The 22,975-nt window shown below is 62.9% G+C and carries 23 protein-coding genes; 17 read left to right on the forward strand and 6 right to left on the reverse strand.

Translation table 11 applies throughout. The annotated features are described in order from the left end of the window. The first annotated feature begins 138 nt into the window (after window positions 1–138). From AB1555_10650 to AB1555_10675, 6 genes are all read left to right on the forward strand, one after another. Window positions 139–507 (forward strand): hypothetical protein, encoded by a 369-nt coding sequence (locus AB1555_10650; protein MEW6247155.1) that lies wholly within the window; start codon window positions 139–141, stop codon window positions 505–507. Between the two features lie 220 nt (window positions 508–727). Then, the gene (locus AB1555_10655; protein ID MEW6247156.1) at window positions 728–1,039 is read left to right on the forward strand and encodes a hypothetical protein; all 312 of its coding nucleotides are present in this window, start codon (window positions 728–730) and stop codon (window positions 1,037–1,039) included. 182 nt (window positions 1,040–1,221) lie between these two features. After that, window positions 1,222–2,433 (forward strand): efflux RND transporter periplasmic adaptor subunit, encoded by a 1,212-nt coding sequence (locus AB1555_10660; GenBank protein MEW6247157.1) that lies wholly within the window; start codon window positions 1,222–1,224, stop codon window positions 2,431–2,433. Next, window positions 2,430–5,621, forward strand: a complete 3,192-nt coding sequence (locus AB1555_10665) for a multidrug efflux RND transporter permease subunit (protein MEW6247158.1) — start codon at window positions 2,430–2,432, stop codon at window positions 5,619–5,621. The genes AB1555_10660 and AB1555_10665 overlap by 4 nt, the downstream gene beginning before the upstream one ends. A 2-nt stretch (window positions 5,622–5,623) precedes the next feature. Further along, window positions 5,624–7,039, forward strand: coding sequence for an efflux transporter outer membrane subunit (locus tag AB1555_10670; GenBank protein ID MEW6247159.1), 1,416 nt, complete (start codon window positions 5,624–5,626; stop codon window positions 7,037–7,039). A gap of 73 nt (window positions 7,040–7,112) precedes the next feature. After that, window positions 7,113–7,883 carry a hypothetical protein gene (locus AB1555_10675; protein ID MEW6247160.1) on the forward strand — a complete coding sequence of 257 codons (771 nt, stop codon included), beginning with the start codon at window positions 7,113–7,115 and terminating at the stop codon, window positions 7,881–7,883. 42 nt (window positions 7,884–7,925) lie between these two features. Here AB1555_10675 and AB1555_10680 read toward each other — a convergent pair whose 3' ends face one another. Next, window positions 7,926–8,285: a hypothetical protein gene (locus tag AB1555_10680; GenBank protein ID MEW6247161.1), complete on the reverse strand. Its 360-nt coding sequence runs from the start codon at window positions 8,283–8,285 to the stop codon at window positions 7,926–7,928. A gap of 55 nt (window positions 8,286–8,340) precedes the next feature. Here AB1555_10680 and AB1555_10685 point away from each other — a divergent pair, with 55 nt between their 5' ends. Further along, window positions 8,341–8,841, forward strand: coding sequence for a hypothetical protein (locus AB1555_10685; protein MEW6247162.1), 501 nt, complete (start codon window positions 8,341–8,343; stop codon window positions 8,839–8,841). 12 nt (window positions 8,842–8,853) lie between these two features. Here the strand turns inward: AB1555_10685 and AB1555_10690 are convergent, their stop codons facing one another. The 3 genes from AB1555_10690 to AB1555_10700 all read right to left on the reverse strand — a co-directional run bounded on the left by AB1555_10690 (window position 8,854) and on the right by AB1555_10700 (window position 10,094). Continuing rightward, complete coding sequence (locus AB1555_10690) at window positions 8,854–9,093, reverse strand: DUF2007 domain-containing protein (GenBank protein ID MEW6247163.1); 240 nt, start codon at window positions 9,091–9,093, stop codon at window positions 8,854–8,856. Window positions 9,094–9,203: 110 nt separating this feature from the next. Next, window positions 9,204–9,644, reverse strand: coding sequence for a DUF1499 domain-containing protein (locus AB1555_10695; protein ID MEW6247164.1), 441 nt, complete (start codon window positions 9,642–9,644; stop codon window positions 9,204–9,206). Between the two features lie 165 nt (window positions 9,645–9,809). Then, entirely contained in the window at window positions 9,810–10,094 is a 285-nt protein-coding gene (locus AB1555_10700) for a hypothetical protein (GenBank protein ID MEW6247165.1), read from the reverse strand. 82 nt (window positions 10,095–10,176) lie between these two features. On the opposite strand from AB1555_10700, the gene AB1555_10705 reads away from it, so the two are divergent. From AB1555_10705 to zwf, 8 genes are all read left to right on the forward strand, one after another. Then, window positions 10,177–10,926, forward strand: coding sequence for an iron-containing redox enzyme family protein (locus AB1555_10705; protein ID MEW6247166.1), 750 nt, complete (start codon window positions 10,177–10,179; stop codon window positions 10,924–10,926). Beyond that, window positions 10,926–11,822, forward strand: a complete 897-nt coding sequence (locus AB1555_10710) for a formylglycine-generating enzyme family protein (GenBank protein MEW6247167.1) — start codon at window positions 10,926–10,928, stop codon at window positions 11,820–11,822. The genes AB1555_10705 and AB1555_10710 overlap by 1 nt, the downstream gene beginning before the upstream one ends. A 212-nt stretch (window positions 11,823–12,034) precedes the next feature. Next, window positions 12,035–13,279, forward strand: coding sequence for a hypothetical protein (locus AB1555_10715; protein MEW6247168.1), 1,245 nt, complete (start codon window positions 12,035–12,037; stop codon window positions 13,277–13,279). 137 nt (window positions 13,280–13,416) lie between these two features. After that, window positions 13,417–14,448: a low-specificity L-threonine aldolase gene (gene ltaE / locus AB1555_10720; GenBank protein MEW6247169.1), complete on the forward strand. Its 1,032-nt coding sequence runs from the start codon at window positions 13,417–13,419 to the stop codon at window positions 14,446–14,448. A 79-nt stretch (window positions 14,449–14,527) separates the two neighbouring features. Beyond that, a complete protein-coding gene (locus AB1555_10725; protein MEW6247170.1) occupies window positions 14,528–14,755 on the forward strand; it encodes a hypothetical protein in 228 nt (75 codons plus the stop codon). A gap of 35 nt (window positions 14,756–14,790) precedes the next feature. Then, the gene (locus AB1555_10730; GenBank protein MEW6247171.1) at window positions 14,791–15,597 is read left to right on the forward strand and encodes a hypothetical protein; all 807 of its coding nucleotides are present in this window, start codon (window positions 14,791–14,793) and stop codon (window positions 15,595–15,597) included. A gap of 186 nt (window positions 15,598–15,783) precedes the next feature. Continuing rightward, window positions 15,784–16,677 (forward strand): phosphogluconate dehydrogenase (NAD(+)-dependent, decarboxylating), encoded by an 894-nt coding sequence (gnd, locus tag AB1555_10735; protein ID MEW6247172.1) that lies wholly within the window; start codon window positions 15,784–15,786, stop codon window positions 16,675–16,677. A 26-nt stretch (window positions 16,678–16,703) separates the two neighbouring features. Then, window positions 16,704–18,218 carry a glucose-6-phosphate dehydrogenase gene (zwf, locus tag AB1555_10740; protein ID MEW6247173.1) on the forward strand — a complete coding sequence of 505 codons (1,515 nt, stop codon included), beginning with the start codon at window positions 16,704–16,706 and terminating at the stop codon, window positions 18,216–18,218. Window positions 18,219–18,271: 53 nt separating this feature from the next. Here the strand turns inward: zwf and AB1555_10745 are convergent, their stop codons facing one another. Then, a complete protein-coding gene (locus tag AB1555_10745) occupies window positions 18,272–18,601 on the reverse strand; it encodes a thioredoxin domain-containing protein (protein MEW6247174.1) in 330 nt (109 codons plus the stop codon). A gap of 31 nt (window positions 18,602–18,632) precedes the next feature. After that, the gene (locus tag AB1555_10750; GenBank protein MEW6247175.1) at window positions 18,633–19,274 is read right to left on the reverse strand and encodes a GDSL-type esterase/lipase family protein; all 642 of its coding nucleotides are present in this window, start codon (window positions 19,272–19,274) and stop codon (window positions 18,633–18,635) included. A gap of 197 nt (window positions 19,275–19,471) precedes the next feature. On the opposite strand from AB1555_10750, the gene AB1555_10755 reads away from it, so the two are divergent. Next, window positions 19,472–21,241 carry a hypothetical protein gene (locus AB1555_10755; protein ID MEW6247176.1) on the forward strand — a complete coding sequence of 590 codons (1,770 nt, stop codon included), beginning with the start codon at window positions 19,472–19,474 and terminating at the stop codon, window positions 21,239–21,241. Continuing rightward, on the forward strand, window positions 21,238–22,806 hold the full coding sequence (locus AB1555_10760) for an HD-GYP domain-containing protein (GenBank protein ID MEW6247177.1): 1,569 nt from the start codon (window positions 21,238–21,240) through the stop codon (window positions 22,804–22,806). Before AB1555_10755 ends, AB1555_10760 begins: the two co-directional genes overlap by 4 nt. Window positions 22,807–22,975 lie beyond the last annotated feature (169 nt).

Here is a 22,975-nt window from a genome sequence, read left to right on the forward strand (position 1 = left end):
AGGGAGGACGCCATGGACCGGACGCTCGAGTTCATCGATTCGGCAGTCTCGGTCGCATGAGCCTCGACGGTCATTGCGATCGCGGTTTGGATTCTGTGCGGACCGCCGAGCTTCGGAGCGAGCCTGGCCGGCGGCACGGTGAACGACTCGTCGGACATTCAGATCGCCATGCGCTGGGTTCAGCCGATAGTGGGACAAGCCATTGTCGAAGATACGTTGTTCACGCAGCGATACGGGCGGCGTTTCGCCAGCACGACGCTCTCGACGAACGTGAGGTCGCGGGGCGCCCATCGGGCCGACCTCAGTGCGGGGCTGGCTTCCCAGTGGGTCATGGGTCGGGTGATCGTCGCGTTGACGAGGCAAGAGCTTCGCGACGACACGCCGGCGGAGGTTCAGTTTCAGGAGAAGGTCAATCGTCGAATCATCGCCATCGCCAGAGCGGTGGGCGCGAACCTGGACCACGACGCGACACCCGGCTCTCAGGTCGTTCTCGGCAGATCGGTGTGATCCTTCCCGGCTGCAGCCGAGCGATCCGGCGATCGCTCGATTCCATCTCGGATTTTGAATCGGAAGGGAACGGATACTATGTCCTGGCTGGTTGTGTTTATATCGTACCTACTGCCCGTTGTCCTGCTGCACTGCTGTTGGCTGCTGAAGGAATCCAACGGTCGTCGAGGCTGAGGGCGGCCCCGGTTCGGCATCAAACCTCTGGACGGGAGAACACGGGATGCTGAAAGTCTCTATCCATCAGGATGCGACAAGGACGACCCTGGAGCTGGCCGGCCGGCTGGCGGGGCCGTGGGTGGAGGAGCTGAAACGGTGCTGGGCCCAGATCGAGCCCTCGCGCGCAGGCCAGGTCTCGGTCGATCTCAAGGACGTCACCTTCATCGATGAAGACGGCAAGGCGCTGCTTCTCGACCTCTGGCGGAAAGGCGCCGTGTTGCAGGCGGCCGGTTGTCTGACCCGGTGCATCGTGGAGGAGATCACGCGAGGGGGACGGACCGGCTGTTCGATGCAAGGTCCCGAACCGAATACGTGAGAGCAGGAGGCATCCATGTCGTGGTCGGTCCTCTATATGACGATCGTCTTTCCCCTGCTCCTAGTCGCGCTGCTGGCGATCGACCTTGTTGGGCAGGCACGGAAATCGGTACAATCACCGGGCTCGCGAACGAACCGTTTGCCTCGTCGACTGACACAGCGGGGCAACCAGAGGATAGCGCCATGACGTTCCTCACCGGATCGCTGAGACTGGCCGCCGTCGTTCTGGCGGGAATGGCCGCCGCGGGCTTGCACGGCTGCAAGGAAGACGCCGCCTCGACGCCGCCTCGTCCGATTCCCGAGGTCCAGGTCGTCACGGTCACCACCCAACCCGTACCGGACGAACCGGAATTCATCGGCCAGGCCGAATCCTCCCGGCCTGTCGAAATCCGCTCCCAAGTCACCGGCATTCTGAAAGAGCGGTTCTTTCAGGAAGGCCGCGACGTCAAGAAAGGCGACCGTCTCTATCAGATCGATCCCGTTCCATTCCAGGCGGCGATGCTCAGCGCCAAAGCGAAAGTCGCGCAGGCCGAAGCGCGGCTGGTGCAGGCCAAGCAGAACCTGGCCCGCGTCAAGCCGCTGTTGGCGGAACAGGCCGTGAGCCAGAAAGACGTTGATGACGCGGTGGCCGAAGAGCTGGCGGCGAAGGCGGCGCTCGAAGCGGCCAGGGGCGATTTGGTGAAGGCGAAGTTCGATCTCGACAATACGCTCATTGTTGCGCCGATCGACGGGCTGATCGAGCGGACCAGGGTCTACGAAGGACGATTGATTTCCGCCCAGACCGATCTCCTGACGATCATCCATCAGGTGGACCCCATGTATGTAATCGTCAATGCGCCGGAAAGCTTTTTGCTGAAGCGGCGCCGCGACATCGAGGCGAAACGGATCAAAGATCCGGGGCTGCGCGAGCTGCGCGCCACGCTCATCTTCCTCGACGGGTCCGTCTATGCGCATGAGGGCGCTCTGGACCTGCTGGACCCGGCCCTCAGAACCGAAACCGGGTCCCGGCCGGTCCGCGTCGTCTTCCCGAATCCCGACCGTGTGCTGCTGCCCGGGCAGTTCGTCACGGTCCGCTTCCTGGGCGCCGTGAAGACCGACGCGGTCCTGGTCCCGCAGCGCGCGGTTCAGCAAGGGCCGACCGGATCGGTGGTGTTCGTCGTCGGCGAGGGGAACATCGCCCAGCCCCGCGAAGTCAGGGCCGCGAGTTGGCAGGGCAACCAGTGGCTGATCGAGGAGGGTCTGAAGCCCGGCGACCGGATCATCGTGGACGGGATCCAACGGGTCACACCCGGCGAGCCGGTCCGGCCGGTCCCGATAAGCGAAAACGGCGAGACTCCGCCCGCTCCGGGCGGAGCGCCGGGGAAGCCCGAGAACGGCAAGGAGCGGGCCACGTGAGCGTGAACTTCTTCATCGAGCGACCGATCTTCTCGGCCGTCCTCTCCATGATCATCGTGGTCGTGGGTTTGGTGGCGATGCTCACCCTTCCCATCGCCCAGTTCCCCGACATCGCCCCGCCCGTCGTTCAGATCGACGCCGACTATCCCGGCGCGAGCGCGGAGGTCGCGGCGGAGTCCGTCGCGCGCCCGATCGAGCTGCAGCTTCCGGGAATCGACAACCTGCTCTATTACGACTCCACGAGCACGAACGACGGTCACGTGACCATCAAGCTTTCGTTCGAGATCGGGACGGACGTGGACATCGCGCAGGTTCAGACGCAGAACCGCGTCAAGCTCGCCGAACCGCAGATTCCGACGGAGGTCATGCGTCGGGGCATTTCGATCAAGAAAACCTCGCCCGACCTCCTGCAGGTCGTCACGATCGAGTCGCAGGACCCGCGCTACGACCAGTTCTTCCTGTCGAACTTCGCGATCCTGCGCGTCCTCGACGACATCAAGCGGCTCAAGGGGGTGGGCGACGCCTTCGTCTTCGGCGGGCAGGACTACAGCATGCGGATCATCATGGATCCGATCCGCATGGCGCAACTCAGCCTCACGCCGACCGACGTGATCAATACGATCCGGGAACAGAACCGGGACTTCCCGGCCGGCATGGTCGGCCGCGAGCCCGCGCCCCCCGGAACCCAGTTGACGATTCCGGTGATCACCCGAGGCCGTCTCACGGAGGCGTCGGAATTCGAGGAGTTGATCGTCCGCGCCCTGCCTGACGGCTCCACGGTCCGGCTCAAAGACATCGCGCGGGTGGAGCTGGGTCCCCAATCCTACGACCTCGAGGGCCGGTTCAAGGGCCGGCCGACCACCTTTCTGATCACCTTCCTGGCGCCCGGGGCGAACGCGCTCGAAACGGCCCAACGCATCCGCGCCAAAATGGCGGAGCTGAGCAAGATCTTCCCAGCCGGCGTGCACTACGACATTCCCTATGACACGACCCGCTTCATCGACGTCTCGATCAAGGAGGTCGTCAAGACGCTGTTCGAAGCGCTGGTGCTGGTCATCCTGGTCGTGTACCTCTTCCTGCAGTCCTGGCGGACCACGATCATCCCGGCCGTCGCGGTTCCGGTGTCCCTCATCGGCGCCTTCGCCGGCATGGCGGCGCTCGGTTTCTCGATCAACACGGTGACGCTGTTCGGTCTGGTGCTCGCGATCGGCATCGTCGTGGACGACGCGATCGTGGTCGTGGAAAACGTCGCGCGGCACATGCGCGAGGAGTGCTGCTCCTCCAAAGAAGCGGCGAAACGGGCCATGGCAGAAGTGACGGCGCCGGTCATCGCGATCGTGCTGGTCCTTTGCGCGGTCTTCGTGCCGGTCGGCTTCCTCGGAGGCATCACCGGGCAGCTCTACCAGCAGTTTGCCATCACGATCGCGATCTCGGTCGTCATCTCCGGCCTGGTCGCATTGACGCTGAGTCCCGCGCTCGCCGCCGTGTTGTTCACGCCCGGCACGGTGGAGTCTCCGAACCGCTTCTTCGTCGCGTTCAATCGCCTCTTCGACTGGACGCGCGACCGGTACCTGGGAGGCGTCGGACGGGTGCTGGGACGCATGGGGCTGGCCTTCACCGTGTTCGGGGTGCTCGTCGTGGTGTCACTCGGCCTGATCCGGACGCTGCCGCAAGGCTTCCTGCCTGAAGAGGACCAGGGATATTTCATCACGATCGTCCAGCTTCCGGACGGCGCGTCCAAACAGCGCACCCGCGAGGTGGTCGGCAAGCTCGAACGCTTTTATCTCTCGATTCCCGCGATCCACAGCACCGACGCCCTGATCGGCCAGAACTTCGTCTTCGGCACTCGCGGCGGCAACGCGGCGACGATCTTCACCCCGCTGAGCCATTGGGATACGCGCTCGGGGCCGGAAGGGCACGTCAAGACGCTGATCGGGCGCGCTTTCGGCGAATTCGCGAAGATCCCGGAGGCGTTGATCCTGGCGTTCAACGCCCCGTCGATCCGCGGTCTCGGCGCGACCGGAGGATTCTCGGCCCAGATTCAGGACCCGGCCGGCGGGGATTTCAACAAATTCGCCGCGGTCGCGCAGCAGTTCATCGCGAAGGCCCGACAGGACCCGGCGATCGGCGCGATCGGGACGAGCTTCCGCGTCGGTTCGCCGCGGCTCTACGCCGAGATCAATCGGGAGCGGGCTAAGGCCCTCGGGGTGCCGATCTCGGAGGTCTTCGATACCCTGCAGGCTTTCTGGGGGAATTTTTATGTGAACGACTTCATCAAGTTCGGCCGCGTGTACCGCGTGTTTACCGACGCCGAGCCGCAATACCGCGCCAAGCCCGAGGACCTCTCCAAGATCTACGTGCGCGCCCAGGGGCCGCAGGGCGTCAACATGATTCCGCTCGACACCGTGGTCAGCACGGAATACCGAAGCGGGCCGGACCCCGTCACGCACTTCAACGGGTACAACACGGTGCTCGTGCTGGGCGCCGCGGCACCGGGCTACAGCTCGGGACAAGCCCTGGCGGCTCTCGAGCGGGTCGGCCAGGAGGTGCTCGTGCCCCAGGGGTATGCGTTGGATTGGAGCGGGATCTCGTACCAGGAAGCCAAAGCGGGCAGCCAGTCGGTCCTGGCGTTCGGCTTCGGCCTGCTCATGGTCTTCCTGGTGCTCGCCGCCCAGTTCGAAAGTTGGGCCGTGCCGTTTGCGGTGATCCTTGCCGTGCCGTTCGGAGTATTCGGCGCGCTCAGCGCCGTCTGGGTCCGCGGGATGACCAACGACATCTATGTCCAGATCGGCCTGGTGACCCTGATCGGCCTCGCCGCCAAGAACGCGATCCTGATCGTGGAGTTCGCCAATCACCGGTACCTGAACGGGCACCCGCTGATGCGCGCCGCCATGGAGGCGGCCCGCCTGCGGTTCCGGCCCATCGTCATGACCTCGATGGCGTTCATCGGAGGCGTGCTGCCGCTGGTCGTCGCGACGGGCGCAGGCGCGGCCAGTCGCCAGTCCATCGGAACCGGCGTTCTCGGCGGGATGCTCGCGGCCACCTTCCTGGCGACCTTCTTCGTCCCGCTGTTCTACGTGGCGGTCAGAAGGATGATCCCCGGCCGGCCGGCCAAGCCGAGCGGTCCGAGGGAGCCGATCGAGTCGTTCGAGGAACCCGAGCCGGTCGGGGCGCGGGAGGAGGTCTGAGGATGCGCCGGTTCAGTCTCTCTCTGCTGTCGTGCCTGCTCGCCGCCGGTTGCGCGATAGGACCGGACTATTCACGCCCGGTGAATTCCACTCCCGACTCGTTCCGCATGCAGGAGTCGGCGGCCCCCAATTCGATCGCCAATCTGCCGTGGTGGGAACTGCTCCGCGACGGGGAACTTCAAAATTTGATCCGCATCGCCTTGGACGAGAACAAGGATCTGCAGCGGGCCGTGGCCGCGGTCGACGAGTTTCGGGCCCGGGCGTTGATCGCGAAAATGGACTTTGCGCCTCAGATGACGGTGACGGGCAACGCCCCGTCCTTCGGGCGGAAGGCCCAGTTTCTCTTCCCCGGCTTTCCGAATCCGTTCAACTATTACCTGCAGGGGAACCTGGCGTGGGAGCTTGACCTGTGGGGACGTCTCCGTCGATCGAACGAGGCGGCTCAGGCCGACTTGCTGGCCCGCGAGGAAAACCGGCGGGCGGTGGTGTTGCAACTCGTGAGCGGCGTGGCGGAAGCCTATTTCGACCTGCTCCAGTTCGACATGCAGCTCGACATCGCCAGACGCACGCTCAAGTCCTGGGAGGAGTCGGTGCGGATCGCGCAAGCCCGTCTGCGGCAGGGGGTGATCTCCAAGCTGGACGCGGATCAATTCGAAGCCGAACGCGCGAACGCGGCCGCGCGCGCCGCCGAACTGGAACGGCAGGTGGTTCAGAAAGAAAATCAGCTCAGCGTGTTGCTGGGGCGCCATCCATTCCGGATTCCGCGCGGGCGCTCTTTGACCGAGCAGGTGATGCCGCCCGACGTCCCGCCCGGCCTGCCGTCGGAATTGCTCCAGCGACGTCCGGATATCGTCCAGGCTGAGCAGGATCTGGCGGCGGCGACCGCGCGCATCGGCGTCGCCAAGGCGGACCGGTTCCCCAAGATCAGCATCACCGGCATTCTCGGGGTCGCCAGTCCCCAGTTGTCCAGACTGGTGGCGAACGAGACGGCATTCGGCGTCGTCGGTCCCGGCGTCGCCGCTCCTTTGCTTAATGCGCAGATTCTGGGATTCCAACAGGAGGCGGCCGAAGCCCAAGCCCGCCAGGCGTTAGCGCAATACGAGCAGGCGATCCTGGTGGCCTTCAAGGAGGTGGAGGACGCGCTGGTGGCGGTCCGCACGGCCCGCGAGCAGCGGGAGGCCCAGGCCCAGCAGGTGGAAGCGTTACGGTCGGCGCTGCGGCTGGCGAACCTCCGCTATAAGGGCGGGCTCGCGAACTATCTTGACGTGCTGATCGCCCAGCGGAATCTTTTCGAAGCCGAACTGGCGCTCACAGGAACCCATCGATTGCATCTCGTCTCAATCGTCCAGCTCTACAAAGCGCTGGGCGGAGGCTGGTCGCCGAAGGGCATGCCCGACGCGAGCCAGGCGCCGTCCTGAACTTGCCTTGACATTGCCCTATCCGCTCAGTACGATAAATTCCACTTGCCGGAGATGCACGTTGTTCCTGCGTATGGCACAGCGTTTTACTCGCCTGGCTCTCCTGCTCTTCTCTTTCTTCACTCTCTCTGCGCCGATCCCCGCGACCGCCGCCCCCTATTTCGAAGACGGCTTCCTCGGACTGACGCAAACCGAGCTGCGCGAAAAACTCGGCCCTCCGCAGGCCGTGCGGGACCGCAAAGCGGCCCTGCGCGTCTTCAACTACTACTCGTTGGCGGACTGGGACAAATATTTCAAAGGACTGGTGGCGCCCCAGAACGGCGAGGATGTGTACACCTACAAGCGAGACGGCGTGAACGTCCGCTATTCGTTCAGCTATATCCAGGACCCCAGGGACCAGAACGATTTCCCGACCCTCTATGTGCGTCTGGTAGACGTGGAATTCTCGCCGCCGGTTCCCATCGCCAAGGTGCCTGAGTTGGTTCCCGAGTTCAAACCGTCCGAAGATCCGAACACGCCGGTCTTTCGCTCGAACATCTGGCTCCTGCTGTTCAAAGGCGAGCCTTCTTCGCAAGCCCGCTTCATCATCCGCGAGCAAGCCAAGGAGAGCATGGATTGGACCCTCGCCTTTCAGATGTTCTCGCTGCAGGGACTGCCGGATCCGCTGACGACGCAGGCGCTGGTGGATCGCATGGAAATCAGCGCGCAGAGCCTGCAACTGGTCAGACAGCGCCAGCGCCTGACGCACGAGCCGATCCTCAACCCCTTCTCCAAGGAATTCGCGCAGCAGGTTCCTCCGCCGAAACCTGTCAAAAAGATCCCCGTCCCGAAGTACGCCGACTGACCATCCCTCCGTACGTTTGCAGGACCGGAAGTCGACGGCCTGTCACTCATCCTCGAAGCGGATATCGCGCACATCGGCCAGAGAGAGATAGGGCTCGCCCCATTGGTTGCGGCTCTCGAGGCTCCATTCTTCTTGCAGCGCGACCGGCTTCAGCCTGATTCCGTAGATGCCCCCGAAGACCAGATACGCTAACCCGGCGCCCGAATCCTCGACGAGCTGCGCGTAGGCGGGGCAGCAGGGCCGCTCCGGATCATCGGACCAACCGGTGACCCAACACCATTCCCCCCGGGACGTCCGTTCGTAGGCCTTGAGCTGGATCACTCGCCTGGCCGGTCCTGCCTCTTTGAAGCGGGCGAACACATTCGTCTCGCAATTCGGATTGCTCTCCACTTCTACGAACATCGCGGCGGCTCCCTTGACTCGCCCGAAAGACGGTTGTTAGCATGCAACCTTGCCGATGAGTTCACAACCCTCCACCCCACAATCGACCGCGTACACCCGCGTGCCGGCGGCGCCGGGTTCGGACCCCGTCGAGACAGCTTCCCCGGAGCGGGCGGAGGCCAAACCTTTCCTCTGCCGCAAGCCGGTGCGCATCACGATCTATGCGTTTCTCGGGCTGTTCCTGACCGCGCTGCTCGCTTCTCAGTTCGTACCGCCGTTGCTGGACCCGACGTTCGAGAAGCACATCCAGAGTCACCGGGTGATGGTCGGGATGTCCCGCGAACAGGTCCTGCAGGCCTGGGGCTCGCCCAACACGATCAACGTCAGCTTCACACAGGACGGCATCCGGCGGGAGGAATGGATCTTTGAGGACTGGGAAAGCGCGGCCGTGGTGAAACACCGCTATCTCTATTTCGAGGAAGGCAAGCTGGTCGGCGGCTGGTACAAAGGCTCCGACCAGCGGATTCCCACCAAACCGCCCGCCGGGCCTCCGCAGTTCCCGCAACGGCCGCTCTGACGCGGCTCCGGTTCACGCAGGCCGCGGCCCTTCCCCGCGATCCGGCAACGCCAACTTGCTCAACAACGTCTCCGCCCGCTGGGCCTCCGCTTCCTCCACCATGACCGAGCAGGTCAGGAACGGCACGCCGGGATACAGGCTGCTCACGTGTTCGTTATGCACCACGTAGGCGATCCCGTTTCCGTCCAACAGGCTCTTGATGAGGGCCAGTTCCCCGATGTCGGTCGGCTCCGCCAATTTGACCAGCGCCATGCCTATCCTTGTCGAAAAGCTCGTCCACGCCTTGTGTGAAAAGTTTGCCCTTTCATCCCCTCCCCCCTCGCGAGAGAGGGCTGGGGTGAGGGGGATGCCATGGATTACAGTTATGCATGTCCGGAATCCCGCTTGATCTGGCGATCCAGTTCGTCGAAGAACGCCCGAATGTTCCGCGCGTTCTGTCCAAAGTCTCCGCGCCCGATCCGCGATGCGGAGCGCACCGACACGACGGTCGCGCCGTCCCGCCCGGCCACGCGAATGCGGACGTCGTCCACGAATCGAAACACCGGCGTCTTCGCCTCGGCCCTGATCTCGCCCGACTCCGGTTCATAGGAGATCAGCGTCCAGCGCGGCAGCCGGTTCACGGCGTGCATCGCGGCATCGAAGACGCGCTCTCCGCCGGCCTCATACCGACGCGGCTGGAGGTCCGGGTATTCAGGCGTCCGGCCGGTCTCGACGACGTTGATCATCGGCCAGGTTCGCAGCAACGTGACCAACACAAGGATCGCCAGACCGCCGATCGCCGCCATGGTCATGCGCTTGGACACCCCGCGCTCCGTCCGTTCCGCTCGACAATCTCGCTCGTATTTTAAAAGCCGGTCGTGACGGCTGCAACCGAACTCGTCCCGGTCGTTGCATTTTCCGCGGTTGGCCCATACACTGAGGCCGGAAAGCGAACGGAAGGCGCGAATGGAATCCGCTGCGGCCACGCGTTATGGTGTTTCTGTGATCTGAACGCGACGCTCTTTGCCCGGACCGCCCGAGATCGTCAGTACGCGCTTCCATTCGCGAACCTGATAGATGGCCCAGGCGTTGGGCCGGCCTTTGTAGAAGGCGTCGGGGTCTTCGCCGCTGGCGTTGAGATAGATCGGTTCGGTGAACCCTTCGTCCAGCACGTAGTCCAGCAGACATTCGCTCGTGAACCCCTTGCCGCGGAGCGAGACCTCGGCCAACAGGTTCAGGATGTCGTCGGTTTTCTGAATCGTGATCGGTTCCATGCGGCGGCCTCCCTACCGCGGCGGATTCTAACGGCGGGACCGGAGGAAGACAAGGTGTCGGGAACGCGTAGATGAGGCGACCGTGAAAAAAGCGCTCACGATGATCCAATTCCGCGAGCAGTTGCTCGCCTTCATGGACCGCAAGCACCACTGGGCCTGGCCCTATTTCAGCGGAGGCGCTCTCACCAAGGAACAGCTCAAAATCCATTTCCAGCAGGAATATGCCGTGTACGTGCGGGATTTCCCGGTGTTCCTCGCCCGCATCCACGGCCAGAACCCGCCCTCCGACGTCCGGAGAATGTTGGCCGAGAACATCTACGAGGAAGACACCGGCGGGCTCTCGCTGGGCCGCTCACATCCGGAGTTGTTTCACGACATGATGCGCGGGCTGGGATACGAGGCCCGGGATTTCGAGCGCGTCAGGCTGCTGCCGGCCGCCCGCACTTACCGGCGTTGGTTGGATCAGGTCTCGAAGAACCGCGATTGGGTCATCGGCGCGGCCGCGCTCACGATCTTCGTCGAAGGCAGCGTGAAGGACCGGCAGGAGATTTTGGAACCGTCCAAGCCCAAGAGCGCGGCCGAGATCGAGGAAATCATCCGGCAGCATCCCCTGGTGCAATACCACGGCCTGTCCCCCGAGCAGATGAACCTCATCCGGGCTCATCAAATGGTCGAAGCCGGCCACCGCCATGACGCCTATGCGATGGTCCTCGCCCATGTTACGGAACGGAAACGGCAGGACGCCGTGCTCGCCTGTTTGAAGCAATCGCTCCGGCTTTGGCAATCCTATCGGGACGCCGTCGCGCGCGCCTGCGGGCTCAAGAAAATCTGATGGCGTTCAGACTGTTCACAGTCGCTTTTTTCCTTGCCTGCCTGTTCTTGTCCATCAGCTATCAGCCATCAGCTATCAGCCAAACTCTTTCGGACGACATGGTCTTGATCCCGGCCGGGGAGTTCACCATGGGCAGTCCGGCCGGAAGCGACGGCTTCGAAGACGAACATCCCCTCCGGCGCGTGTACGTGAGCGCATTTTGGATCGACCGCCTCGAAGTGACCAACGAAGCCTACCTACGCTTCGTCCAAGCCACCGGACACCGCGCGCCGGCCAACAGGAAACCGTCGGTCACGTTGTGGGAGCAAAACAGACCGCTCCCGGGAATCGAGCGGCATCCGGTGGTCAACGTCAGTTGGGGAGACGCCCTCGCGTATTGCCGCTGGCAGGGCAAACGACTCCCCACCGAAGCCGAGTGGGAGAAAGCGGCGCGCGGGACCGACGGCCGCCGCTACCCCTGGGGAAACGACTGGGATTTCAAGAAAGCCAACAGCGCCAGCTACTGGGCCGGACGGACCATTGAGTTTGCCAGCGGCGCCGAATGGGACGCCTTCTGGATCAGAGGCGAAGGCGCGAAAATCTCGCAGGAGAAAGGGGTGCAGGGCGAGGTGCTCACGCTGCCCGTCGGCAGCTTTCCCGAGGGCGCCAGCCCCTACGGTCTGCTCGACATGGCCGGCAACGCCGCGGAGTGGGTGCAGGACTGGTACGATCCCAACTACTACCGGCATGCGCCCCTGTCCGATCCGCCCGGACCGTCCCGAGGCGCGATCAAAGCCATGCGCGGCGGCTCCTGGCTCAAGCCGGCGAAGAGCCTCCGCACCAGCGACCGCGACTGGGGCACCATCGACAGCCGCCCCAGCGGGACGGGATTTCGCTGCGCAAAAGACGGAGTCTAAAACAGGACCCGCCGGAGGACTCCGGACGCCGCTCACCGTTCCCTTCTCGTCCGCGATCAGGCGCGGCATACACCGGATTACAACTGTCTGCGCCCCATGGCCTGACTTGGCTTGGCGCGAGGGGTGTGAGCGGAGGAGGCCGGAGCGTTCCCGCGGGACTTGTTCCCCTCCACCACACTCCCTTAGAATGCCTTTCACCGACGAGGTTGTTCGTGACGCCGCAGGAAGGGCGGGCCCATTACAACTACCTGCTGACCTTGTGCATCAGGAAGGAAGAAGCGTTCGGCCCGCTGGCCTATACCTTTATCAAGGAACAGAACCTCGACCAACTCGGCCTCACGCCGGAAGAGCAGTTCAATCTCTACATGGCGACGGCCGACGTCTTCGCCGCCGAACCGAAACGCTACACCCACAAGTTGGAATGCCTGCAAAAGGCCCAACAGATTTTGCGCCGGACTCAGTTTTATGATCCCGGCCTGTCCCAGCACATTGCGCGCGATATTCAAAAGACGACGGCGGAGATGGAGATCTACAACGAGGCCATGCGGCCTCAGCGCGCTCCGGCGCCGGCCGCGGACCGGCATCGCATCATCGTCGAAACCGACCTCCCCGACTATTTTCTGAAGACCGCGCAGCAGCGGGCGGCGGCGTACTACCAGAACAAGTACAAGCTGACCAAAGACGCCAAAGCTGCGCAGCATTTCTCGAGCCAGACGCGCAAGTTCGAACCGGACAATCCGGCCGTGCAGAAGGAATTCGCCGGGGCCTGCGCCCCGTTCATGGCGGTTCGGACCACCGCCGTCCATTTGATGTTGCCGTTCGATCTGAAGATCAGCCGGACGCCGGAGGACCCGCTGGAAGCGGGACTGCGCATCTGGTACGTCAAGATGGGCTATTCGTTCCCGCTGCGGTACGAGTTGGGCAAGCTGTGCAGCTACTACGACGACCAGGTGTTGGACATTCGGATGGATGATCCCCACCTCCTGTTCGTCTCCGTCTCGGAAGTCAAAGAGAAAGACTTGGGCGTCGTCGAGCGTCCCCTGCCGAACGACGTGCCGATGGAGGTCGGCCTCCCGCGCGCCTTTCTTGAAGGGTCCCACGCCCTCGGGCCGTTCATTCAACTGGTCTGTAATTTCAAAGTCTGGTTCGACGCGGATGCGATGTCGTTGCTGATCCAGGGCGCGCCCGATCTGCACGAGTACGGATTGCAAGGCGGCGCCGGCCTGCTCACGCGGAGCTACGCCACCGAGAAGATCCACGCTTACGCGCCGTCCAACCGCAAGCCCTGGCAGGACGGACTCAGTTTCAATTTCGTGAACATGCATGTGCAGCTTCCGGAAGGGAGGGAATCGGCCTTCGTGCCGTTCAATACGCCGATTTTCTCCATCTATCCGGTCCTGAACAAACAAAGCTATCGGTTCGAAGACGCCCGGACGCTACAAGCAAACAGCCAATAGCCAACAGCGGGCAGCGAATAGCCTATGATTCTGAGGTGTTACTCGTCACGCGTCACCGGGCCCGGGGACCCGTTGCATCCCCAAGAGCAATGGATGCCCTCCGAAGATTGCAATGGGTGTGACGCATCACGGTTTTTATGATCGACCTCCGCAGCGACACCGTCACGCAACCATCCCCGGCGATGCGCCAGGCCATGGCCTGTGCGCCGGTCGGCGACGACGTGTACGGCGAAGACCCGACGGTGAACCGGCTGCAGGAGATGGCCGCGGCGCTGCTCGGCAAAGCCGCGGCGCTGTTCGTGCCTTCCGGCACGATGGCCAATCAGCTCTCGATCCGCGTCCTGACGCAGCCGGGGCAGGAAGTGATCGTCGAAAGCAAGTCCCACATCGTGCGGTACGAGCAAGGGGCGGCCGGCGCCTTGTCCGGGGTGCAACTGCACTGGGTAGTCGGCGACCGCGGCATCATGACGCCCGAGCAGGTGGAGGCCGCCATCCGGCCGAACGATCCTCACAGCATTCCCACCGCGCTGATCTGCCTGGAAAACACCCATAACAGCGGCGGCGGGTCGATCTATCCTCTCGGCACGGTCGAGCGGATCCGCGCCATCGCGCTGAAGCACGGGATTCCGATGCACCTGGACGGCGCGCGGCTGTTCAACGCCGTAGCCGCCACTGGAGTTTCGGCCGCCGACTACGCGAGACACTTCGAGACCGTCTCCTTTTGTCTCTCCAAGGGCCTTGGCGCACCGGTCGGATCGCTGATCGTCACGAACGAGACGGCTTTGCTCGACAAGCTGCGCCGCTTCCGCCGCATGTACGGCGGCGCCATGCGGCAGGCCGGCATCCTGGCCGCCGCCGGCATCTATGCGCTCGAACACAACATCGCCCGTCTGAAGGAGGACCACGACAACGCAAAGCGCCTGGCTCGTCTCCTGCAGAGGATTCCCGCCGTGACTCTGAACCCGGATCACGTCGAGACCAACATCGTGATGTTCGACGTGATCGGCCATCGCCTTCAACCCGCGGAGATCGTGGCGGCGCTGAAACGCGAAGGCGTCTTGATCAACGCCGTCGGAGGGACCGCATTCCGCGCAGTCACCCATTTGGACGTGAGCGCTCAGGACATCGACCGCGCCGGCGAGATCTTTGCCCGCGTCCTCGGGCGCTGAATTCACGTCGTTGACAGGTCGTTTCGGCGCTCTTTAGAATGCCCTGATGAATATGCTGTTGGCTGCGTAGAGCCGGGCAATGCCTCTGGATGTCGTTTCTTTTCAACAGATCAGCCGGATTCTCGAGATGACCGACCGTTTGGGATTGAGCCGAGAGTGGGTGGAAATTCCGCTGTCCCCCGCCAGCCCGGGCGCGGTCCGTATGTTGCCGAACGGCAAGCTCGAAATCGTGGTGGATGCCGACCAACCTTTTGACCAGTGGCTGGACGCCCTCCCGGCCCGGATCAAACAGGTTCGTGGAGTCTGAACATTCCCGCCGATCACGAAAGACCGCGACAAGACATGGACGCCGACACCGTTCCTTCTTCGTCTGACATATCTGCGCCCCTGCCGACTCGTGAAGAACTCAACGCCGAGTTGGTGGACGTTCCCGAGCCGCCGGAGCAACCAGAATCGCTGGAAGCGCCCGGTTTCGAGCAAGTGGTGTCGGCCGCCCTCCGCCACGTTCGCGGCAAGCGCGGCGGCGATCTGGTCGCCGTTATCTTGGTCGGATCGGGCTCCCGCCGGGCCATCACCCCGCACAGCGACGTCGATTTGATCGCGCTGGTGAAGGGCGAAGCCGATCGCCACGAACTCGTTCGGGTCGCCGACCGCGTGGTCGATATCCGCTATCGCGGCCATCAAACCGTCGAGGAAGAGATCGCGTATTCGCCGCGCCTGCCACCGTTGCTGCGCAAGGGCCGTATTCTGTTCGAGCACGAAGGCATCGGCTCCAAGCTGATCGAGAAAGCCCAGCAGCGATTTCGTCAGGGACCGCCGCCCGCCGGCGTGAACGAACAGATCCGCGTGAAAGCCGACTGTCTGCATTGGCTGGGGAAGGCGGAAGATGTGGCCGATAAACCGGCGACTGCTCAGTACCTCCTGACAATTTTCTTCGAGGACTTTGTCACCGCGTTTTTCCGCTTGCGGGGTCTCTGGCTGACGGCCCCGGTCGACGTCGTGCGCTTTTTGACGTCCCGCGATCCGGCGATCGGCGACCTGGCGAGCCGGTTCCTGATCGCACCCACGCTGACTGAACGCCTGATACTGGGCCGGCAACTCGCCGATCTCCTCTTTAAAGATATCCCGAATCCGGCCAGGATCGACTAGACGACGGCGGCTCGAGAGCCTCACCGCTCGCGCGACCGCTCCTGTCTTTATGTTACAATTCACCCGATCCTGCTGCCATGCGATGGACCGCCCGCCTGTACGCGCACATGGCCTTACACCGACTCATCCGTGTTTTCCTGACCGGCTTCTCCTCGGAGCGATAGCGGAGGAGAGAAAGGACGTACTATGGAACTCGGCTTCATCGGCCTGGGCAAGATGGGGATGAACATGGTCGTGCGGCTGCAGCGCGACCGGCATCGCGTGGTGGTCTACGACCGGGCGACGGATTTGATCAAGCAGGCGGAGAGCCAAGGCTGCGTGGGTGCTTCTTCAATCGCGGACTTGGTCGCGAAGCTGTCACCGCCGCGCGCGGTCTGGATCATGGTCCCGTCCGGCGCGCCGACCGAGGAAACGGTCCGGGCCGTGGCGGCGCTGTTGCAAAGCGGCGACATCGTCGTGGACGGAGGTAACACCGACTTCCATGACGACGTCCGGCGCGCCGCCGAACTGAAGCCGCGCGGCATTCACTACATCGACGCCGGCACGAGCGGCGGCGTGTGGGGGCTCAAGCTCGGCTATTGTTTGATGATCGGCGGCGAGGCGGCGCCGGTGACGCGTCTCGCGCCCGTCTTTCAGACCCTCGCCCCCGAACACGGCTGGGCCCGCGTCGGGGGACACGGGGCCGGTCACTATGTCAAGATGGTTCACAACGGCATCGAGTACAGCATGATGCAAGGCTACGCCGAGGGATTCGAACTGCTGTCGAAGAGCGACTATTCCCTCGACCTGGCACAGGTCGCCGAACTGTGGATGCACGGCAGCGTGGTACGGTCCTGGCTGTTGGAACTGGCCGCCGGCGCGCTGAAAGAGGATCCCCGATTGGAGAAACTCAAAGGCTATGTGCAGGATTCCGGCGAAGGCCGCTGGATGGTCGAAGATGCGCTGGAGAAGGCGGTGCCGGTGCCGACATTGACCGCCGCGCTGTTTACGCGATTCCGCTCGCGGCAGGAAGAGTCGTTTGCGGAGAAGATGCTGGCCGCGTTACGCAATGCGTTCGGCGGCCACGCGGTTCGGCGTTGACCGCGCCGGTTCGAAGGAGTCACGACATGGCGCAACCCGTCAAAGACCACATGCCGGAACCTTGCATTCTGGTTATCTTCGGCGGGTCCGGCGATCTGGCCAAGCGCAAGTTGATCCCGGCCCTCTATAATCTGTCGCTGGACGGGATCTTGCCCTCGAACTTCGCCGTCCTTGGGCTCGGTCGCCGAGACATGAGCGACGGGGAGTTCCGGGACAACACACGCGAGGGGATCGTCAAATACTCCCGGCAGGCGTTGGTCGATCGAAAGTGGGCCGAATTCGAGCGACATCTTTTCTATCTGGCCGGTTCGATCGATGACCCGGCCTTATACGAAGCCATCAAGGTCCGCGCCGAGCAGATCGAGGGGGACTTGCATCTCCCCGGCAACCGCATTTTCTACCTGGCGATTCCTCCCAATTCATTCGCGTCCGCATGCGAAGGGCTTCAACAAGTCGGGCTCGTCTCGCCGCCGGACGGCGTGCATCCGTTCTGCCGCGTCATCGTCGAAAAGCCGATCGGCCGCGATTTGAAATCGGCGCAGGAGATCAATGCCGTCATCGGACGGGTCTTCGACGAATCCCAAATCTTTCGCATCGACCACTACCTCGGCAAGGAGACGGTACAGAACATCATGGTGCTCCGGTTCGCCAACAGCATTCTGGAGCCGCTCTGGAACCACAAATACATCGACCATGTCCAGATCACCGTCAGCGAGGCGGAGGGCGTGGGAACCCGCGCCGCCTATTACGAAGAAACCGGCGCATTGCGCGATATGGTCCAGAATCATTTGCTGCAGTTGCTGTGCCTGGTTGCGATGGAGCCGCCGTACTCGCTCGACCCGGATGTGGTACGCAATGCGCGGATCGATGTTCTGCGGTGCCTCAGGCCGATCACAGGGAAAGACGTCAACCAGCTTACGGTGCGAGCCCAGTACAGTCCGGGGATTGTAGGCGGCGTCGAAGTGCCGGGATACCGGCGCGAGCCGGGCATCCGTCCCGATTCGACGACCGAAACCTATGTCGCGCTGAAGTTGTTCCTCGACAATTGGCGGTGGGCCGGAGTGCCGTTCTACTTGCGAACCGGCAAAGCCATGGCCAAGCGGGCCAGCGAAGTCGCCGTCCAGTTCAAGGACATCCCCCAGATCCTCTTTAATGCGAACCCGGCCTCGCCTCAGCCGCCGAATGTCCTCACGCTCCGCATCCAGCCCGAGGAGGGCATGTCCCTGCGGATGATTTCCAAGGTGCCGGGAACAAAAGCGCAAACCCACCCGGTCGAACTCAACTTCAAGTACGGCGATGCGTTCGGGGCGCCGTCGCCCGAGGCCTATGAGCGGCTCCTCCTGGACGTCATGGCGGGGGACGCGTCTCTTTTCATGCGGCGAGACGCGGTCGAAGCTTCATGGGCCTGGATCACCCCGATTCTTGAAGGCTGGCAGACCTACGGCACCAAATGGCTGCCGGAATATTCAGCGGGAAGCTGGGGACCGGTCGAAGCCGACCGGCTGATTCAGAACGACGGGAGGATGTGGCGGACGTTATAGACAGGCACGTGGCCAGAGACTCGAGACATTCCTCATTCCTCATTCCTCATTCCTCATTCAGAATTGCATTGCCCTAGCTCAAGTTGTTTCAGAATCTCGTCCTTTCTCCCCAACCCCCCGATGAAACGCTCGAACGCTCCGTTCCGATAGAAAGCGAGCGCCGGCAAGGATGAGACGTCCAGTTCGGCCGAAATCTGGTGGTTCTCCTGCACGTTCATCTTGAGGATCAAGACTCGCCCTTCCACCTCGAGCTGCAGCTCCTCCAGTTCCCGCATCAGCGCCCGGCAGCCGCCGCAGCCGGGCTGCCAGAACTCCACCAGCACCGGCATACCGGCGCGCTCGACCACCCGATCGAATTCGTGATCGGTCACGTCTCGGATCACAGCCCTTTTCTCACCACCCTCTCATCGACGGTCAGGACCGGCCGAGCCGTGCCGCCAATACCTGGTCGTACAACAGCGTCGCCAGAAGCCGGTACCCGTCCGTCGTCAGATGAAGCCCGTCATTGGAATAACGCTCCGCCAACAGCCACGTCTCGGGCTCGGCCGTCGCGGTGAATAAATCCACAACGGGCAGGTGCTTGGATGCAGCATAGTCGCCGATCAAGCGATTCAAGACCTGGCGGCGCGCTACATGCTCGCCGAGCCAACGTGTTCCTTCTCCGGTGCTGAAATCGCCCTCGAGACGTAGCGACGGAACAGTGACCGGAATCGGCTCCACGCCGGCGGCGAGGGCCGATTCATACATCTTCACCAGATTGCGCATGATCTCTGCCGGCTGCGCGTTCCACCCGAGATCGTTGGTGCCGCCCAGAATCACTACAACCGCCGGTCGATGATCCAGCACGTCGCGGCGGAACCGCATGGCCATTTCCCCGGTCAGTTCCCCGCAGACGCCGCTGACCGCCACCCGCGCGGCCGTTCCGAGGCGCTCCTGCAAAAAGCCGCCGTACGGAGTTTCGAGGCCCGCCGGATTGTCCGGAGAGGGAGCTTGAAACCCGGCCGTGAGGCTGTCGCCGAAACAGATGACGAGCGGAGCGGAATCGGAACGGATCATGCCGGCCTTTGCCTTCCCGTGCGTGTCTGCGCGCATTGCTGAAGGCGCCGCGTAACCCCCGCGCGCCTCGGAACACGGCGCCGTGATTCTATCCTCGAAACGATCGGTCAGGCAACGCCGGGCGGCGCACGGATACGCGTATCCCGGAGCGGATATTTTCTTGACGAAGCGGAGGGTTGAGGGTACGAGTATCTCGTATGACCGACCTGAAAACAGCGCAGCAGATGATGGCCGCGGCGGCCGGGAAAGAAGCCGCCGATCCGGAAGTGACTTCCGTCAAGCAACTGCTGAAACTGCTCGATAAGACATCGAAATCGACCCGCACTTACGGCTTCAGCAACCCTGTCGCTCAGAAGTTCTTCCAGCAGTTCTATCAGGAACTCACGACTCATCTGGGCACGTACGCGACACTCGGCTTTCTTGTCCAGCGCTCGGAACTGCATTTCAAAGGCGAAGTGGTGTATCAAACCGATTCCTCGGGGGAAAATCTGGCTTTCAAGCTCTATGCGGACGGCATCCGTGAACTGACCTTCCACGAAGGCCTGACGCAGGAGGATCTGACGTTCTTTCTGGAAGCCCTGTGGGGCGGCGCCGATCCGGCGCAGAACGATGACGACGACATCGTGACCCGGTTGTGGGTGAAAAATCTTTCCACGATTACGTTCGTCACCGCGGAAGAGATCATCAAGGTCTCCGGCGCCGGCGATGTCCTCGCCCTGCAGAACGAAGGAGCCATGAACGCCCCGGTGTCCTCCCTCCGCGACATGATCGACAAAGAAAAAGCCGCCCAGGTCAAAGAGGGAGCGAACGCATCGGCCGGGGCCTCGCGGTTTCAGTCGGGCCTGGTCGGCTACGAAGTCTCCGAAGAGGAATTGGACGCGCTCGCCAAGGAGATCGAGGCCGAGTCCGCGCGAGACGGCATGCCGTACGTGCTGGACATGCTCCTGGTGATTTTGGCCTCGGAACAATCCTCGGCTCTGCTGACGAAGCTGTTCGATGTGTTCGACAATGTCCTGGAGACCCTGACGAAGCAGGGTCGCTGGACCGCCCTCAATCACGTGCTGGATCTGCTTCAACAGGCCGGCAGCGCGCGCGCCGGATTGTCGGACGACCACCGACAACAGTTGGCGGCACTGCTCGATTCGCTCAATGCGCCGGAACGCCTCAAGCTGATCGAGCACTACCTCAACAAGACCGAGCAGGCGGCTACCGACGGTCTCCTGCCTCTCCTGCTACGCATGAACGCCCAGGCGGTTCCCGCGTTGTGCGCGCTGCTTGCGAATCTGGAATCGCCGAGCCATCAGGCCATCGTCTGCGAGGCGTTGTTCACCGTGGCGAAGGACGCGCCGGAAATCGTCGCGCGCGGCCTGTCCGACAAGCGAGCGCCCTACGTGCGCAATCTGCTGTCGATCATCGCGCGATGGAACAATCCCAAGTTGGCGGACGCGGTCGAACGGCTGGTGCGATATCCCGACGCCCAGATCCGCAAGGAAGTCGTGCGGACCATCGGCATCCTCCGCCCGAGCGGAAACGGGACCAAGCTGGTCTCGTTCCTGAGCGATACGGACGAACCGGTGCGGCTTGCGGCGCTGAAGTTGCTCATGAACGGGCAGTACACCGCGCCCTTCACGGTCTGGTCGACGATCCTCTCCGCGGAAGAGTTCCACGACCGGCCGCCGGCGGAGAAGCGGGCCATTTATCATGCGGTGCGACAAACAGCCGGGGATGAAGCCGTGCCGTACTGGCAGAGTCTCTTTACGGAGTGGTCCTGGACCAATCGCAAGAACAAGGAAGAGTCCGCGGTCATGGCGGCGGAGGCGCTGGGAAAACTGGGAACGCCCGCCGCGCTCGCCGCCCTGCAGGTCGGACAGAAGAAAGGCGGCTCGGCCGTCCGGCAGGCCTGTGCGACGGCCCTGACCTTGGCGGTCAAACACCAGAAGGCCAGAAGCGAAGGACGGCTCCCATGAGCGATCACGACGCGTCATCCGCGCAAGCTCCTCAGGTCGACGAACACCTCCAACCGATCCTCACGCACGAAAAGTCCCTCACGTCCAAGATCGCCAAGGGATCGGAAGCGGGCGACATCGTCGATCAGCAGATGATCATGCTGGGAACGCAACTGGTCACCCAGTTGAACGTCCTCATCAAGACTTCGCGCATCCACGGACGCACCAATTCGGCGCTGGACAAGCCGGTGGACGCGATGCTGACGCTGATCAAGACCCTGGCCCACGATCGACCGGTCGTCCTCCGGCTGCAGAACGACTTTCTGTTCCTCGGAGAAAGCCACCTCAAGGTCAATTCCCAGCAACTGGCCGTCTTCACCGGCGTCATCGACAGCCTCAACGCATGGACAATCGGCGCCATCTCCTTCTCGAACACCGTGGACTCCAAGGATCTCCGAGAGCTGGCGCACCTGTTCGCGAGCCTCGATCCTGAAACCAAGTCGCTCGAAGATCTGCAAAAGGAACTGAAGGCGCGGAACGTTCAGGGGATCGAACTAGAACCGCCGCGCGAACTGAGGCTCAAAGACGGGGCGTCTTCGAAAACCGGAGACAAAGACGCCGCGGAGGGCACGCGCCAAGCCAAGACCACTGCGAAAAATGGCTATGCGAGGGCGGCCGGCGCGGTGGGGAACCTGGTGCAGAACGCCCGGGAAGGGGGTACGATCAGCTTCAAGCAGGCCAAGCGCGCGATTCAAAACATCGTGGACCTCATGATGCAGGACGAATCCACGTTGCTGGGTCTGACCACCCTGCGGTGCCATGACCAATACACCCACAACCATTCGGTCAACGTCTCGATCCTTTCCATCGCGTTGGGCAATCGCGCCGGCTATCCGAAAGTGGAACTGGCCGATCTGGGTTTGGCGGCGTTGTTTCACGACATGGGCAAATCCACGATTCCCATGGAGGTGCTGAACAAGCCGAGCGAGTTCACGGAAGAGGAATGGATCGCGATGCGGAACCACCCCACCGAAGGCGTGCTCAGCCTCGCGAAGCTGCGCGGAATCACCAATCTTCCCGGCCGCATGGCGGCGGCTGCGTTCGAGCATCACATGAACTACGACTTCTCCGGCTACCCGAAACTCACCGTGCCCTGGAAACTGTCCCTCACGGGCCGCATCCTGATGATCGCCGACTGTTATGACGCGATGACGTCGTCCCGCGTCTACCGGCGCGAACCGCTCACGCCGGCCAAAGTCCTCAAGCTCATGTTCGCGAAAAGCGGCACATCGTTCGATCCGACCCTCCTCAAGCTGTTCGTCAACTGCGTCGGAATCGTGCCGATCGGGAGTCTCGTCATGCTCGATACCGACGAACTGGCCGTGGTGTTGCAGCCCGCGCAGGACAAGGAAAACGCAGAGCGGCCCTACGTAAAAGTGGTCGCCGATCCCGCCGGCGAGCCGGTCGAAGACGGTCCAGAGTACGACCTGACCGAAAAGAACGAGGCGGGTGAATACACGCACAGCATCGTGCGCCTCGTGGACAACGCCGAATACAAGTTCGACACCAGCCGCTATTTCGTCTAGGAGCCTGTCCGACATTGCCGTTCGTGACGAGGCGAAGGAGGCGCCGGCAGATGCAAGGCCACAGGCCGCGAAAAACCGGAGGCGTATTCGCTGGAATACGTTGAGGATTTTTCGGGGCCGAGAACGACGCAGATGTCGGTGCATCGTTCGCCGCAGTAGAAAGGTCAAT

It is taken from the genome of Nitrospirota bacterium, from assembly GCA_040755395.1.
Classification (GTDB): domain Bacteria; phylum Nitrospirota; class Nitrospiria; order Nitrospirales; family Nitrospiraceae; genus DATLZU01.

Excerpts from the sequence above, each read along its gene's own strand:
- AB1555_10655 (MEW6247156.1), top strand. The coding sequence starts at position 728 with ATGCTGAAAGTCTCTATCCATCAGGATGCGACAAGGACGACCCTGGAG.
- AB1555_10660 (MEW6247157.1), top strand. The coding sequence starts at position 1,222 with ATGACGTTCCTCACCGGATCGCTGAGACTGGCCGCCGTCGTTCTGGCG.
- AB1555_10670 (MEW6247159.1), top strand. The coding sequence starts at position 5,624 with ATGCGCCGGTTCAGTCTCTCTCTGCTGTCGTGCCTGCTCGCCGCCGGT.
- AB1555_10675 (MEW6247160.1), top strand. The coding sequence starts at position 7,113 with ATGGCACAGCGTTTTACTCGCCTGGCTCTCCTGCTCTTCTCTTTCTTC.
- AB1555_10680 (MEW6247161.1), bottom strand. The coding sequence starts at position 8,285 with ATGTTCGTAGAAGTGGAGAGCAATCCGAATTGCGAGACGAATGTGTTC.
- AB1555_10685 (MEW6247162.1), top strand. The coding sequence starts at position 8,341 with ATGAGTTCACAACCCTCCACCCCACAATCGACCGCGTACACCCGCGTG.
- AB1555_10690 (MEW6247163.1), bottom strand. The coding sequence starts at position 9,093 with ATGGCGCTGGTCAAATTGGCGGAGCCGACCGACATCGGGGAACTGGCC.
- AB1555_10700 (MEW6247165.1), bottom strand. The coding sequence starts at position 10,094 with ATGGAACCGATCACGATTCAGAAAACCGACGACATCCTGAACCTGTTG.
- AB1555_10710 (MEW6247167.1), top strand. The coding sequence starts at position 10,926 with ATGGCGTTCAGACTGTTCACAGTCGCTTTTTTCCTTGCCTGCCTGTTC.
- ltaE (MEW6247169.1), top strand. The coding sequence starts at position 13,417 with ATGATCGACCTCCGCAGCGACACCGTCACGCAACCATCCCCGGCGATG.
- AB1555_10725 (MEW6247170.1), top strand. The coding sequence starts at position 14,528 with ATGCCTCTGGATGTCGTTTCTTTTCAACAGATCAGCCGGATTCTCGAG.
- AB1555_10730 (MEW6247171.1), top strand. The coding sequence starts at position 14,791 with ATGGACGCCGACACCGTTCCTTCTTCGTCTGACATATCTGCGCCCCTG.
- gnd (MEW6247172.1), top strand. The coding sequence starts at position 15,784 with ATGGAACTCGGCTTCATCGGCCTGGGCAAGATGGGGATGAACATGGTC.
- zwf (MEW6247173.1), top strand. The coding sequence starts at position 16,704 with ATGGCGCAACCCGTCAAAGACCACATGCCGGAACCTTGCATTCTGGTT.
- AB1555_10750 (MEW6247175.1), bottom strand. The coding sequence starts at position 19,274 with ATGATCCGTTCCGATTCCGCTCCGCTCGTCATCTGTTTCGGCGACAGC.
- AB1555_10755 (MEW6247176.1), top strand. The coding sequence starts at position 19,472 with ATGACCGACCTGAAAACAGCGCAGCAGATGATGGCCGCGGCGGCCGGG.
- AB1555_10760 (MEW6247177.1), top strand. The coding sequence starts at position 21,238 with ATGAGCGATCACGACGCGTCATCCGCGCAAGCTCCTCAGGTCGACGAA.